The following is a 13,684-nucleotide window of genomic DNA, read 5'->3' as shown; positions in this document are numbered from 1 at the left end:
CTCCGTCTCGCTGACAGGTAAGAGCTTCCTCTGCCAGTGGGGGGTGCCGCATCGGGAGCCTGCCGCATCTTCCGGGACCCAGCTGCCTTAGATCGGTCGCCAAGAAAGGTTTAAGGCCCTGCCTCACCTAGATACATAGGTGAGGCAGGGCCTTAGGCCTTACTTAGAGAGCCTTAGATGCCTTAGGCGCCTTAGGAAGGCAGGCTTGACAAGCCAGGCGGCGCTCAGAGGCTGCTCAGGCGGAGACGCCCAGCTTCTCCAGGATCAGGTCCTTCACCCGGGCAGCGTCGGCCTGGCCGCGGGTCGCCTTCATGACCGCGCCGACCAGCGCGCCCACGGCCTGGACCTTGCCGTCGCGGATCTTGGCGGCGATCGCCTCGTTCTCGGCGATGGCCTGGTCGACGGCGGCGCCCAGCGCGGAGTCGTCCGAGACCACGGCCAGGCCGCGCTTCTCGACGATCTCGTCCGGCTCGCCCTCGCCGGCCAGCACGCCCTCGATGACCTGGCGGGCCAGCTTGTCGTTCAGCTTGCCCTCGGCGACCAGCGCGGCGACCCGGGCGACCTGCACCGGGGTGATCGGCTGCTCGCTGAGCTCGGTGCCGGTCTCGTTGGCGCGGCGGGCCAGCTCGCCCATCCACCACTTGCGGGCCTGGTCGGCCGGGGCACCGGCCGCGATGGTCTCCTGGATCGGGCCCACCGCACCGGCGTTGAGCACCGACTGCATGTCCTTGTCGGACAGGCCCCACTCGGCCTGCAGCCGGGCGCGACGCACCCGCGGCAGCTCGGGCAGGGCGGCGCGCAGCTCCTCGACCCACTCGCGGGCGGGGGCCACCGGCACCAGGTCCGGCTCGGGGAAGTAGCGGTAGTCCTCGGCGTTGTCCTTGATCCGGCCCGAGGTGGTGGTGCCGTTGTCCTCGTGGAAGTGGCGGGTCTCCTGGACGATGGTGCCGCCGTCGGTCAGCACCGTGGCGTGCCGCTGGATCTCGAACCGGGCGGCCCGCTCCACGCTGCGCAGCGAGTTGACGTTCTTGGTCTCCGAGCGGGTGCCGAAGGTCTCGGTGCCGTTCGGGCGCAGCGACAGGTTGACGTCGCAGCGCATCTGGCCCTTGTCCATCCGGGCCTCGGAGACGTCGAGCGAGCGGATGACCTCGCGCAGCTCGGCGACGTACGCCTTGGCGACCTCGGGGGCGCGCTCGCCGGCGCCGACGATCGGCTTGGTGACGATCTCGATCAGCGGGATGCCGGCCCGGTTGTAGTCGAGCAGCGAGTGGGTGGCGCCGTGGATGCGGCCGGTGGCCCCGCCGACGTGGCTGGACTTGCCGGTGTCCTCCTCCATGTGGGCGCGCTCGATCTCCACCCGGAAGGTCGAGCCGTCCTCCAGCTGCACGTCGAGGTAGCCGTTGAAGGCGATCGGCTCGTCGTACTGCGAGGTCTGGAAGTTCTTGGGCATGTCCGGGTAGAAGTAGTTCTTCCGCGCGAACCGGCACCACTCGGCGATCTCGCAGTTCAGCGCCAGGCCGATCTTGACGGCCGACTCCACGCCGACCGCGTTGACCACCGGCAGCGAACCCGGCAGGCCCAGGCAGGTCGGGCAGGTCTGGCTGTTCGGCTCGGCGCCCAGCTCGGTCGAGCAACCGCAGAACATCTTGGTCTTGGTACCCAGCTCGACGTGGACCTCAAGGCCCATCACCGGGTCGTACGACGCGAGAGCGTCCTCGTAGGAGACCAGGTTCATGACGCTCACAGCGTCCCTTCTCACTTGAAGCTTGGGAGGTACGGGCCCGGCCGCCGCATCGCGCGGGGCCGGGCCGGGGCGCTCAGCTCGGCTCAGCCCAGCAGCACGTCGTCGGAGCCCAGCCGGCGCAGCTCGCGCACCAGCAGGGCCGTGCCGGTGACCAGCGCGGCCGCGCCGACCAGGGCGTTGACCAGCTTGAGGGTGTCGTTCTCCTCGCGGGCCCTGCGGACGTCCTTGACGACGGAGATCGCGCCGAACGCGCTGGTGCCGATGGACAGCCACAGGCCGGGCTTGCTGTGCTTGAAGCCCTTGAGCGAAGCGGACTTGGACTTGGCCTTCTCGATCTTGCTCACAGTGCCGGTGCCTCCTCCAGCAGGGTGTGCCCCCACTTGTCGTTGAGCGCGGCCTCGACGGCGCCGCCCACGCGGTACAGGCGGTCGTCCGCCATCGCGGGTGCGATGATCTGCAGGCCGACCGGGAGATTGTCCTCCGGCGCCAGGCCGACCGGCAGCGACATGGCCGCGTTGCCCGCGAGGTTCGACGGAATCGTGCACAGGTCTGCCAGGTACATCGCCATCGGGTCGTCGGCGCGCTCGCCGATCGGGAAGGCGGTGGTCGGCGTGGTCGGCGAGACCAGGACGTCCACGCCCGCGAAGGCGGCGTCGAAGTCGCGCGAGATGAGCGTGCGGACCTTCTGGGCCGAGCCGTAGTAGGCGTCGTAGTAGCCCGAGGACAGCGCGTAGGTGCCCAGGATGATGCGGCGCTTGACCTCGGGGCCGAAGCCGGCCTCGCGGGTCAGGGAGGTGACCTCCTCGGCCGAGCGGCTGCCGTCGTCGCCGACCCGCAGGCCGTAGCGCATCGCGTCGAAGCGGGCCAGGTTGGAGGAGCACTCGCTCGGCGCGATCAGGTAGTACGCCGGCAGCGCCAGGGTGAACGACGGGCAGGAGACCTCGACGACCTCGGCGCCCAGCTCGCGCAGCAGCTCCACCGACTCGTTGAAGCGCTGCATCACGCCGGCCTGGTAGCCCTCGCCGGCGAACTCCTTGACGACGCCGATCCGCATGCCGCGGATGTCGCGCATCTTCGCGGCCTCGACCACGGCCGGGACGGGCGCGTCGATCGAGGTGGAGTCCAGCGGGTCGTGCCCGGCGATGGCCTCGTGCAGCAGGGCCGCGTCCAGCACGGTGCGGGCGCACGGGCCGCCCTGGTCCAGGCTGCTGGAGAACGCCACCAGGCCGTAGCGGGACACCGAGCCGTAGGTCGGCTTGACGCCGACGGTGCCGGTGACGGCACCGGGCTGGCGGATCGAGCCGCCGGTGTCGGTGCCGATCGCCAGCGGGGCCTCGAAGGCGGCCAGCGCGGCGGCCGAACCGCCGCCGGAGCCGCCGGGGATGCGGGAGAGGTCCCACGGGTTGCCGGTCACGCCGTACGCGGAGTTCTCGGTGGAGGAGCCCATCGCGAACTCGTCCATGTTGGTCTTGCCGAGGATGACGACGTCGGCGTCCTTGAGACGGCTGGTCAGGGTGGCGTCGTACGGCGGGATCCAGCCCTCGAGCATCTTCGAGCCACAGGTGGTCGGGATGCCCTTGGTGGTGAAGACGTCCTTGAGCGCGAGCGGGACGCCGGCCAGCGGGCCCAGCTCCTCGCCCTTGGCGCGCTTCTCGTCGACGGCCCTGGCCGCGGCCAGCGCGCCCTCGGTGTCGACGTGCAGGAAGGCGTTGACCTTCTGGTCGACGGCGTCGATGCGGTCCAGGTGGGCCTGCGCGACCTCGACGGCGGACACCTCGCCCTTGGCGATGGCGCTCGCGGTCTCGGCGGCGGTGAAACGGATCAGCTCGGTCATCTCGGTCAGTCCTCCCCGAGGATCTGCGGCACACGGAAACGCTGCTCCTCGGCGGCGGGGGCGCCGGACAGCGCCTGCTCCGGGGTGAGCGACGGCCGCACCTCGTCCGCACGCATGACGTTGGTCAGCGGCAGCGGGTGGGAGGTCGGCGGGACGTCCTGTCCGGCGACCTCGGAAACGCGGGCGACCGCGCCGATGATCACGTCGAGCTGCTCGGCGAAGTGGTCCAGCTCTTCGGGCTTCAGCTCAAGACGCGACAGCCGGGCGAGGTGGGCGACCTCCTCGCGCGTGATGCCAGGCATGCAGCGATCCTCAGGGTGAGTTCTGGTGAGACCCGGCGGTGCCTTGCGGGCGGTGCCGGGCCCGGGCAGGAGCAGCCGGGTTCGGCGCTCCGTCCTCGTGGTCTTTGGACCCCATCCTATGGGGCCCGTCCCCCACCCCGGCCAACGAGTGAGCCGAGGCCCCCGTCAACGGTCGTCCACCGGGGCGTCCACCGGTAGCTCCACCCGTTCGTCCGCCGCCTCCTCCGCCGGTTCGCCCACCGGCCGCCGTCACCGCCGGACGGCGGCGTCCGGCGGGCGCTGCTGCGGCTGGGTGCGGGCGGCGGCGCACCCCTGCTGCTCGACCTCCCGGTGCGCGGCCTGCACCATCTGCGCCACCGGCGGCAGCGGGGGCGGGGCGACCGGCGGCCGGACGGGCGGGAGCGTCGGCGGCAGCACCGGCGGCCCGGCCGGCTGGGCGCCCTGGCCCGGTCGGAAGCCGGCATGCAGCTGGGGCGGCACGCCGAGCCGCTCCACCGGCGGGGCGCCGGTGCGGTGCACCCGCAGCCAGGCGGTGGCCTGCTCGGCCGGCAGCGCCGCCGACACCAGCCAGCCCTGGACGGCGTCCACGCCCATGCAGTGCAGCCGCTCCCAGGTCTCGTCGTCCTCGACGCCCTCGGCGACCACTGTCAGGCCCAGCGAGTGGGCGAGCTCCACCGAGCACCGGACCACCGCCGCGTCGTGGTCGTCGGCGACCATCCGGGAGACGAAGGAGCGGTCGATCTTCAGCTCGCCGACCGGCAGGCTGCGCAGCCGCACCAGCGAGGAGTGCCCCGTGCCGAAGTCGTCCAGGGACATCCCGACGCCGTAGCCGCGCAGCTCGGCCAGGGTGTCGGCGGCCCGCCGGGAGTCGTCCAGCAGCAGCCGCTCGGTGATCTCCAGCTGGAGCGCGTGGGCCGGCACCTGGTGGCGCACGAGGTGACCGGCCACCCGCTGGGCGAAGCCCGGGTTGAGCACGTCGCGCGGCGAGACGTTGACCGCGACCTGCACCTGGAGGCCCTGGTCGCGCCAGTACGCGAGCTGGCCGACGGCGGCCTCCAGCACGTAGTCGGTGAGCCGGGGCATCAGTCCGCTGGACTCGGCGAGCCCGACGAACTCGTCCGGCGAGACCTTTCCCTGGCCGGGCCGCTCCCAGCGCAGCAGCGCCTCCAGGCCGACCACCCGGCCGTCGAAGGCCACCTTCGGCTGGTAGTGCAGCTGCACCTCGCCGGTCTCCAGCGCCCTGCGCAGGTCCCCCAGCAGTCCGATCCGGTACGGCGTGTCGGCGTCCTGGGTCTCGTCGTACTGGGCGACGCCGCTGCACCCGCGCTGGGCATGGCCCATCGCGACGTCGGCCCGGCGCAGCAGCGCCTCGGCGTCCTGGGCGTGCTGCGGGTAGACGCAGACGCCGGCGCTGGCCTCCAGGACGAGCAGCAGCCCGTCCAGCCGGATCGGGGCGGCCAGTTCGGCGATCAGCGCCTTGGCGACCCGCTCCAGGCTGTCCGGGCAGTTGATGCCGGGCAGCAGGACGGCGAACTCGTCGCCGCCCATCCGGGCCACCATCGGGCGGCCGCGGCGGTAGTGCCGGGGCAGCCCGGCGAAGACGTCGTCGATGGACTCCCGGGTGGCGCTGCCGGCCGGGCCGCCGGAGCGCAGGGCCCGGTGCAGCCGGCGGGAGATGTGAACCAGCAGCCGGTCACCGGCCGTATGACCGAGTGTGTCGTTGAGTGATCGGAAGCGATCGAGGTCGAGCAGGATGAGACCGACGCTGTAGCCCTGCTCGCACTCCGCGATCGCCTCCTGGGCGGCCAGCAGCAGGGCCTGACGGTTGGGCAGATCCGTCAGCGGGTCGCTCAGCTGGTCCCGGGCGCGGTCCCGGGCGATCCGCCAGGCCGCCACCAGCACCGCCAGGGGCACGGCGAACAGCGGCAGCAACTCGGGTTCGTACCGGTAGACCAGGACGGCCAGCGGGATGAGCGGCGCGGCTCCGGCCAGCAGCACGCCGAGCAGCAGGACCGCACCCGCCACCCCCTGCGGCGGGCGTGTGGGCGCACCGCCGGTCGTACGATCCATAAGCCCTGTCCTCCGTCGGGCCCGCCCCGTCAGGCCGCCTTACGGTGAGGCACCGTGCCGGTACCGACAGCTGCCGGGCATGGAGCGACCCCGAGGAGCACCGGCCCAGCCGGCGCCCCCACCCCTGCTGACATTCTGTTGCGCTCCAGGGTATGCCGGGCTCCACCCGGTGGGCAGACTTTCGGACAACCGGAAACACGCCACCGCGCTCGGGTGTCGCACAGTGACACAATGCCCGCTTTCACTGTGTGGCACCCGGTGACGCTGCATCAGGACGATAACAACACCGATGCGGTCACGGACCGCTCGGGTCGGCTCGGGATCAGTCCTCGACGGGCTTCTTCTCCACCTCCACGGCCTCCTCCGGCTCCGGAAGTCCCAGGTGGGCGCGGGCGGCGGCCGGCCCGTCGGCGAGCAGCACGGCGAACCCCGCGTCGTCCAGGACCGGCAGGCCGAGCTGAACGGCCTTGTCGTACTTGGACCCTGGGTTGTCACCGGCGACCACGAAGTCGGTCTTCTTCGAAACCGAACCGGTCACCTTCGCTCCGCGCGTGGTCAGCGCCTCCTTGGCGCCGTCCCGGGTGTGGCCGGCCAGGGTGCCGGTCACCACCACGGTCAGGCCCTCCAACGGGCGCTCCGCCCCCTCCTCCTCGGCGAACTCCTCGGTGAAACGGACGCCGTCGGCCGCCCAGTTCGCGAGGATCTCCCGGTGCCACTCCTCCGCGTACCACTCCCGGATCGAGCGGGCGATGGTCGGGCCGACCCCCTCGACGGCCGCCAGCCGCTCCTCGCTCGCCTCGAAGATCTTCGTCAGGTCGCGGAACTCGCGGGCCAGCGCCTGCGCGGCCACCGGGCCGACGTGCCGGATCGACAGGCCGTTGACGAACCGCCAGAGCGGCCGCTCCTTCGCCGCCGCGAGGTTGTCGATCAGCAGCTGCAGCGACTTCTTCGGCTCGCCCTTGGTCGTGGCGAAGAAGAAGACCTCCTTCTCCTTGCCCGTCCGGTCGTCCAGCTTGGGCATGCCCGTCTTCGGGTCCCGGACCAGCACCTTGATCGGCAGCAGCTTCTCCTCCGTCAGCCGGAAGATGTCGGCCTCGTTGCGCACCGGCGCCTCGGCCGGCTCCAGCGGCTGGGTCAGCGCGGTGGCCGCGACGTAGCCGAGCCCCTCGACGTCCAGACAGGACCGCCCGCCGAGGAAGGCGATCCGCTCCCGGATCTGCGCCGGGCAGTGCTGCGCGTTGGGGCAGCGCAGGTCGATGTCCCCCTCGGACATCGGCCGCAGCTCGGTGCCGCACTCCGGGCAGTGCGAGGGCATCACGAAGGCCTGCTCGGTGCCGTCCCTCAGGTCGTAGACCGGGCCGAGGATCTCCGGGATGACGTCACCGGCCTTGCGCAGCACCACGGTGTCCCCGAGCAGGACGTCCTTGGCCTTGACGATCTCCTGGTTGTGCAGCGTCGCGTACTGCACCATCGAGCCGGCCACCTTCACCGGCTCGGCGAGCACCGCGAACGGCGTCGCCCGGCCGGTGCGGCCGATGCCCACCCGGATCTCGGCGAGCCTGCCCGTGACCTCCTCCGGCGGGTACTTCCAGGCGATCGCCCAGCGCGGGGACTTGGAGGTGGCGCCGAGCCGGCCCTGCAGGGCGATCTCGTCCACCTTCACCACGACGCCGTCGATCTCGTGCTCGACCGAGTGCCGCTGCTCGCCGAAGTGCTTGATGAAGGCCCGCACCTCGTCGAGCGTCCGCACCACCTTGTTGTGCCGGGCGGTGGGCAGGCCCCAGTCGTGCAGCAACTGGTAGGCGTGCGACTGGTTGTCGATGTCGAAGCCGACCCGGGCGCCGATGCCGTGCACCACCATGTGCAGCGGGCGGGAGGCGGTGACGTGCGGGTCCTTCTGGCGCAGCGAACCGGCGGCGGCGTTGCGGGGGTTCATGAACAGCCGGATCATCGCCCGGGGCCGCTTGCCCTCCTTGGCGCGCTGCTCGTTCTCCTGCCGGCGGCGCTCGTTCTCCTCCGCGAAGGAGGCGTTGAGCGCGTCGAAGGCCTCGGTCGGGAAGTAGACCTCGCCGCGGATCTCGACCAGCTCGGGGACGTTCTCGCCCTTGAGCCGGTGCGGGATCTCCTTGATGGTGCGGACGTTGGCGGTGATGTCCTCGCCGACCCGGCCGTCGCCGCGCGTCGCCGCCTGCACCAACTGGCCGTTCTCGTACGTGAGGTTGACGGCCAGACCGTCCACCTTGAGCTCGCACAGGTAGTGGTAGTCGATACCGTGCAGCTCGGTGGCGACCCGCTCGGCCCAGGCGGCCAGCTCCTCGTCGTCCATCGCGTTGTCCAGGCTGAGCAGCCGCTCGCGGTGCTCGACCTCGGCGAACAGCGCGATGGGGGCGCCGCCGACCCGCTGGGTCGGCGAGTCCGGGGTGACCAGGGCCGGGTGCTCGGCCTCCAGGCCCTCCAGCTCCCGCATCAGCGCGTCGAACTCGGCGTCGCTGATGACCGGAGCGTCCTGCTCGTAGTACCGGGCGCGGTGATCGGTGATCTCCTTCGCCAGCTCGACGTGCCGCCTGCGCACCTCCGCCGGGACGTCCTCCCAGCCCTCGACAGCCGTCACCGCAAGCCCTCCTACGTTCTCATTCCGGGTTGTCCACCAGGCTCTGCGCCGCCCGCACCGCGGACGACAGCGCCCTGCGCGCGTACGCCGGGGAGGCCCCGGCCAGCCCGCAGGTCGGCGTCACCAGTACGCGACGGCCCAGCAGCTCCGGGGCGAACCCGAGCCTGCGCCACAGGGTCCTGACACCCTGGACACTACCGGCAGGGTCGGACACCGCCTGGTCAGTGGCGGGGACGACACCAGCGAGGATCATCGTGCCGCCCTCCACGGCCTCGCCGAGGTCGTCGTCCTGGCGCTCGGTGAGGAGGGAGAAGTCGAGGGAGATCCCGGCGACCCCGGCCCGACGCAGCAGCGGGACCGGGACGTCGGGGGCGCAGCTGTGCACGACGACGGGCGCGTCCAGGCCGCGGACCACCTCCCGCAGCACCTCCTCGGCGACCTGCCGGTCGACGGCGCGCAGCCGCTGGAAGCCGCTGGCTGTCTTCACCGACCCGGCCAGCACGGCGGGCAGCGAGGGCTCGTCCAGCTGCAGCACGACCTCGGCGCCGGGCACCCGCTTGCGGACGTCCGCGAGGTGGCGGCGCAGGCCCTCGGTGAGCGAGCCGGCGATGTCGCGGCAGGCGCCGGGGTCGGAGAGCGCCTTCTCGCCGTACTTGAGCTCGATGCTCGCGGCGAGCGTCCAGGGGCCGACGGCCTGGACCTTGAGCGCGCCCTGGTGGCCCTGGGTGAACTCCTCCAGGGCGTCCAGGTCCTCGCCGAGCCAGGAGTGGGCGCGCCGGGTGTCCCGACCGGGACGGTCGGTGAACCGCCAGCCGCTCGGCTCGGTCTGCGCGAACAGCTCGACCAGCAGGCCGGCGCCGCGGCCGATCATGTCGGCGCCCGGTCCGCGCGCGGGCAGCTCGGGGAGGAACGGCAGGTGCTCCAGGGCGCCGGTGGACGTCTTGGCCGCCTCCCGGGCGTCGGTGCCGGGCAGCGAGCCGACGCCGGTGGCGGCGCCGCGCAGGTCGGGGAAGGGGTGTGGGGTGCTCACCCGTCCGAGCCTACTCAGCCGGACGGGCCAGGCTGAACGCGTGGGAAGTCGGCCGGGCCGACTTCCCACGCGGCGCACTACCGCCCGGGGCGGACGGTGATGTCGGTGATCTCCGCGTCCCGCGAGGTGTCCAGGGCGGCAAGGATCGCCCTGACGACGGACTGCGGCTCGATCCAGCGGTCGGCGTCGTACTCCTTGCCCTCCTGCTGGTGCACCTTGACCTGCATCGCGGTGGCGGTGCGGCCGGGGTAGACGGAGGTGACCCGGACGCCGCCCGCGTGCTCCTCCTGGCGCAGCGAGTCGGCGAGCGCCTTCAGGCCGTGCTTGCTGGCCGCGTACGCCGACCACTCGGCGTGGGCGTTCAGGCCGGCGCCGGAGTTGACGAACAGCACGTGGCCCTTGGCGAGCCGGAGCGAGGGCAACATCAGCCGGGTGAGTTCGGCGGGGGCGACGAGGTTGACGTTGAGCGTCTCCTGCCAGGCCTTGGGGGTCAGGTCGCCGACCGGGCCGAGCTCGACCACGCCCGCGACGTGCAGCAGCGAGTCCAGCTCGACGGGCAGCTGCTGGTGGCCGAAGGCCCAGGAGAGCTTGCCCGGGTCGCCGAGGTCCCCGACGAGGGTGCGGGCGCCGGGGAAGCGCTCGCGCAGTTCGGCGGCCCGACGGGCGTCGCGGGCCAGCAGCCAGAGCTCGTCCCCGCGCTCGGCGAGCTTCTCGGTGAGGACGGCGCCGATGCCGGAGCCGGCGCCGGTGATCAGATGTGCAGCCATGGTCTTGATCTAATCAGGCCTTGAGCTGGGCGAAGACCTCGGCGGGCGTGTCCGCGAAGGTGATCAGCTCGGCGAGCGGGCGGGGCAGGAAGCCCTCGGCGTCCATCCGCTCCATCTGGGTGCGCAGGCCCGCGTAGAAGCCCTCGGTGTCCAGGACGACCACCGGCTTGTCGAAGCGGCCGTGCTTCTTGAGCTCCAGCACCTCGGTGACCTCGTCCATGGTGCCCAGCCCGCCGACCAGCACGACGATCGCGTCCGCCCGCGAGGCCAGCTCCGCCTTGCGCTCCGCGAGGTCGGCGGTCCAGACGAGTTCGTCGGCGCCGACGTACGCCTTGTGCCGCAGCATCTCGACCATCACCCCGACGGTCCGGCCACCGGCGGCCTTCACCTCGTCGGCGAGGAGGCCCATCAGCCCGGCGTTCGAGCCGCCCCAGACGAGCGTGTGCCCGCCCTCCCCGAGGAGCCGGGCGAACTCCGCGGCGGGGGCGGAGTAGCGGTCGTCGAGGGAGTACGCGGAGCAGAAGACACAGATATTCATAATGTCGTCTGGTCTATCACGCCCCGCGGCACCACTTCACCGGCATTACGGCCCGGCGGCCTGCTCGACGAGCAGGCCGCCGGGTCAGAGCAGGTGCTGGCCGTCGTGGGCGCGCAGGGCCGGGGTCGTGTCGTCCCGGAGCGCGTCCAGGACGCGCACGGCGTAAACGTCGGCCATCAGGTCGGAGACCTCAGCCGGGGTGAGCCAGGCCACTTCGGCTGACTCGTCCGAGAGTTGTTCGGCGCCGCCCTCTGGTCGGCAGCGGAAGACCAGCGCGACGATTCCGCGGCTCATGTTCTTGTACACGCCGGTCAGCCGCTCCACGCCGACCTTGATCCCGGCCTCCTCGTAGACCTCCCGGCGCACGCCGTCCTCGACGTCCTCCGCCAGTTCGAGGACCCCACCTGGCGGCTCCCAAGTCCCGCTGTCGACTCGGCGAATCGCCAACACCCGCCCGTCCTCACGGACCACCACCCCGGCGACGGACACCGAGTGGAGCGCGGCTCGCCCAGCGCCGTCACTCACGGACCGGACCGCCCTTCTCCCGCAGTGCCGGACGAAGCAGGTCGAGGACGTGAGTCCAGTTGTACTTGTCGCGGCCGCCGCCGGACTTGGGCTTGTGTGGTACGGAGTCGCCGATCAGGACGCCCATCGAGCGGAGGCGGGCCAGGCTCTCCGGGTAGGCCGGGTGGGCGGCCTGGGCGGAGTTGACGTAGGGCTGGACGGCTATGGGGATACCGAGTCCGTGCGCCTCGCAGAGTATGCCGAGTGCGAGCGTGTCGGAGATGCCGGCAGCCCACTTGTTGACGGTGTTGAACGTGGCCGGCGCGACCGCGATGGCGTCGGCCGGCGGCAGCGGCTGCGGGATCTTCGGCGTGCGCCAGGCGGAGCGGATCGGATAGCCGGTCTGCGCCTCGATGGCTTCCTGGTCTATGAAGCCGAGGGCACTGGGAGTGGCGATCACGCCGACCTGCCAGCCTTCGGCATGGGCGGCCGCAATCAACTCACCCACTCCGTCGGCGATCCCGGAGGCGCAGACGACGATGTAGAGGAACGACTCCCGGTGCTCGGTCAATCCGAACTCCCAACCCCTGGCGGAAGCGATGCTCCGGCGCGCTTCCACTGCCACCTTCGGCGAGTATCGTCCGCAGTGGTCGCTACGAACGGAGTCTCCGTATGCCCAGGCACACCTCCGAGCACACCGGCGAACGCATCGCCCAGTATCGCAAGCTTCGTCACCTGACGCAGCGTGAACTAGCTGCTCGCGCACACATTTCGTACAGCATGCTCACCAAGGTCGAGCAGGGAGCCAAGCCGGCCACACCCGCCGTGCTCGCCGCAGTCGCGCGGGTCCTCTCCGTGCAAACCGTCGAACTCACCGGCCAGCCGTACCTGACCGAGCTGCGGCAGGACGAGCTCGATGTGCTGATCCAGCCGATCCGCGAAGCACTCGACCTGTACGACCTCGGTGCCGACCCCGATGTCGCCGCCCGCCCGATGAGCGAACTCCATACCACTGCTGAACAGTTGTGCGCCCTGGTCCGCGAGACACGCATCAAGGACGCTGCCCGCGCGCTGCCTGCCCTGATTGCCGAGGCGACGACAGCCGCACACCTGGCGCCCTCCGAGAAGGCGTGGCAGGTGCTGGCCAGCACCTATCGCACGGCCTATGACATCACCACGAAGCTGGGCTTCGCAGATCTGTGCGTGGTGGCCCTGGACCGGATGGCCTGGGCGGCCGAGCGCGGATCCGACCCGGTGCTCGCGGGAGTTCGCCAGTATCTCCGCTCGCTGGTCTACCTGCGCTCGGGCCAGTACGAGATGGGGAAGCGACTCGTCGCGGTCGGCGCCCACACCCTCGAACAGGCAGACTCCGGACGAGTCCGGGACGTGGCGGTGGGCCAACTCCACCTCGGCGCGGCTGTTCTGGCCGCACGATCCGGGGATGGCGACACGGCCGCAGGACACATCTCGGAGGCGGCGCGGATCGCCGAGATCACGGGCGAGGCCACCCGGGTGCACTGGCTCTCGTTCGGCCCGACCAATGTGGCCGTGCACCAGGTGGCGACGCTCTCCGAGCAGTACCGCTACGCGGAAGCCGTACGGGCCGCAGAGCAGATCCAGATGCCTGCGGAGTGGCCGGCTTCACGGATCGCCGCCCACCTCGCCGAGGTGGCCCGAGCCCAGCTGTGGATCGGCCGCTCCGACGAGTCGCTGAAGTCCTTGCAGCACGCACGGGAACTCGCACCCCAGCAGATGCGCTACCACCCGATGGTGCGGGAGACGGTCGCCGGGCTCGTCTCCGCACGCCGGTCGACGCCGGGCACCCTCAGCAGCATGGCGCACTGGGTCGGCATCTGATCATCACTTATTGGAGCCAGACTATCACCAGAGAGTGATAGTCCGGCTCTCCTGCTGTGCCGATGCTCTCCGTAGCGAGATGACTACGCCAAGGAGAAGCACTGATGACCCTCCTCTCCAACGTCGCGAGGGGCAACGCCGCCCTCCCGCCCCCGGAGCCGGCGACCATCTGCCCTCCCCACCTGCCGGAATCGGTGGGCGTTGCCCGCCGCTTCGTCTCCGGCAAGCTGCGGGAGTGGGGGCTGGACGACCTCGTGGACGACGCCTCTGTGGTCGTCAGCGAACTCACCACCAACGCGCTCAAGACCGGCTGCCAGACCCGCATGGTCATTCAATGCCACGAAGTTAAGGACTGGGCGGCGGTGTCAAGGCGTCGGGGAGGGTGATCTTGTAGGTGTTCGGCGCGGTTCGGATGAGTCGGCCGTTG

12 protein-coding genes and 1 pseudogene are annotated in these 13,684 nt (G+C 71.3%); 2 read left to right on the top strand and 11 right to left on the bottom strand.

Annotated features, from left to right (window positions below; genetic code table 11):
• Positions 1-235 precede the first annotated feature (235 nt).
• From gatB to ACWDBE_RS37920, 11 genes and pseudogenes are all read right to left on the bottom strand, one after another.
• Positions 236-1,744: an Asp-tRNA(Asn)/Glu-tRNA(Gln) amidotransferase subunit GatB gene (gatB, locus tag ACWDBE_RS37970; protein WP_449793138.1), complete on the bottom strand. Its 1,509-nt coding sequence runs from the start codon at positions 1,742-1,744 to the stop codon at positions 236-238.
• 83 nt (positions 1,745-1,827) lie between these two features.
• Entirely contained in the window at positions 1,828-2,088 is a 261-nt protein-coding gene (locus ACWDBE_RS37965; protein WP_449793139.1) for a hypothetical protein, read from the bottom strand.
• Complete coding sequence (gene gatA / locus ACWDBE_RS37960) at positions 2,085-3,578, bottom strand: Asp-tRNA(Asn)/Glu-tRNA(Gln) amidotransferase subunit GatA (protein WP_392872847.1); 1,494 nt, start codon at positions 3,576-3,578, stop codon at positions 2,085-2,087. The genes ACWDBE_RS37965 and gatA overlap by 4 nt, the downstream gene beginning before the upstream one ends.
• Before the next feature lie 5 nt (positions 3,579-3,583).
• Positions 3,584-3,880 (bottom strand): Asp-tRNA(Asn)/Glu-tRNA(Gln) amidotransferase subunit GatC, encoded by a 297-nt coding sequence (gatC, locus tag ACWDBE_RS37955; protein WP_030057414.1) that lies wholly within the window; start codon positions 3,878-3,880, stop codon positions 3,584-3,586.
• A gap of 249 nt (positions 3,881-4,129) precedes the next feature.
• Positions 4,130-5,887 (bottom strand): annotated as a pseudogene (locus ACWDBE_RS37950) (putative bifunctional diguanylate cyclase/phosphodiesterase); the annotation flags it as partial.
• A gap of 385 nt (positions 5,888-6,272) precedes the next feature.
• Positions 6,273-8,561, bottom strand: coding sequence for an NAD-dependent DNA ligase LigA (gene ligA / locus ACWDBE_RS37945; RefSeq protein ID WP_449793140.1), 2,289 nt, complete (start codon positions 8,559-8,561; stop codon positions 6,273-6,275).
• Positions 8,562-8,580: 19 nt separating this feature from the next.
• Positions 8,581-9,591, bottom strand: a complete 1,011-nt coding sequence (locus ACWDBE_RS37940; RefSeq protein ID WP_449793141.1) for a methionine synthase — start codon at positions 9,589-9,591, stop codon at positions 8,581-8,583.
• A 77-nt stretch (positions 9,592-9,668) separates the two neighbouring features.
• Positions 9,669-10,358, bottom strand: coding sequence for an SDR family oxidoreductase (locus tag ACWDBE_RS37935; protein ID WP_449793142.1), 690 nt, complete (start codon positions 10,356-10,358; stop codon positions 9,669-9,671).
• 13 nt (positions 10,359-10,371) lie between these two features.
• Positions 10,372-10,896: an LOG family protein gene (locus tag ACWDBE_RS37930; protein ID WP_449793143.1), complete on the bottom strand. Its 525-nt coding sequence runs from the start codon at positions 10,894-10,896 to the stop codon at positions 10,372-10,374.
• Between the two features lie 84 nt (positions 10,897-10,980).
• Positions 10,981-11,385, bottom strand: a complete 405-nt coding sequence (locus tag ACWDBE_RS37925; RefSeq protein ID WP_449810246.1) for an NUDIX hydrolase — start codon at positions 11,383-11,385, stop codon at positions 10,981-10,983.
• Positions 11,386-11,413: 28 nt separating this feature from the next.
• A complete protein-coding gene (locus tag ACWDBE_RS37920; RefSeq protein WP_449810243.1) occupies positions 11,414-11,971 on the bottom strand; it encodes a flavoprotein in 558 nt (185 codons plus the stop codon).
• A gap of 101 nt (positions 11,972-12,072) precedes the next feature.
• Between ACWDBE_RS37920 and ACWDBE_RS37915 the strand changes: the two genes are divergently transcribed.
• Both ACWDBE_RS37915 and ACWDBE_RS37910 read left to right on the top strand, forming a co-directional pair.
• Entirely contained in the window at positions 12,073-13,257 is a 1,185-nt protein-coding gene (locus tag ACWDBE_RS37915) for a helix-turn-helix domain-containing protein (protein ID WP_449793145.1), read from the top strand.
• 104 nt (positions 13,258-13,361) lie between these two features.
• Positions 13,362-13,643: an ATP-binding protein gene (locus tag ACWDBE_RS37910; protein WP_449810242.1), complete on the top strand. Its 282-nt coding sequence runs from the start codon at positions 13,362-13,364 to the stop codon at positions 13,641-13,643.
• Positions 13,644-13,684: the final 41 nt, after the last annotated feature.

The organism is Kitasatospora sp. NPDC001132, assembly GCF_053598415.1.
Note: the sequence above shows the minus strand (reverse complement) of the source record. Positions and strands in the feature narration are given on the sequence as shown.

What these genes read in the sequence shown, in the direction of transcription:
- gatA (WP_392872847.1), bottom strand. Translation starts at nt 3,578, where the DNA reads ATGACCGAGCTGATCCGTTTCACCGCCGCCGAGACCGCGAGCGCCATC.
- gatC (WP_030057414.1), bottom strand. Translation starts at nt 3,880, where the DNA reads ATGCCTGGCATCACGCGCGAGGAGGTCGCCCACCTCGCCCGGCTGTCG.
- ACWDBE_RS37935 (WP_449793142.1), bottom strand. Translation starts at nt 10,358, where the DNA reads ATGGCTGCACATCTGATCACCGGCGCCGGCTCCGGCATCGGCGCCGTC.
- ACWDBE_RS37930 (WP_449793143.1), bottom strand. Translation starts at nt 10,896, where the DNA reads ATGAATATCTGTGTCTTCTGCTCCGCGTACTCCCTCGACGACCGCTAC.
- ACWDBE_RS37915 (WP_449793145.1), top strand. Translation starts at nt 12,073, where the DNA reads ATGCCCAGGCACACCTCCGAGCACACCGGCGAACGCATCGCCCAGTAT.
- ACWDBE_RS37910 (WP_449810242.1), top strand. Translation starts at nt 13,362, where the DNA reads ATGACCCTCCTCTCCAACGTCGCGAGGGGCAACGCCGCCCTCCCGCCC.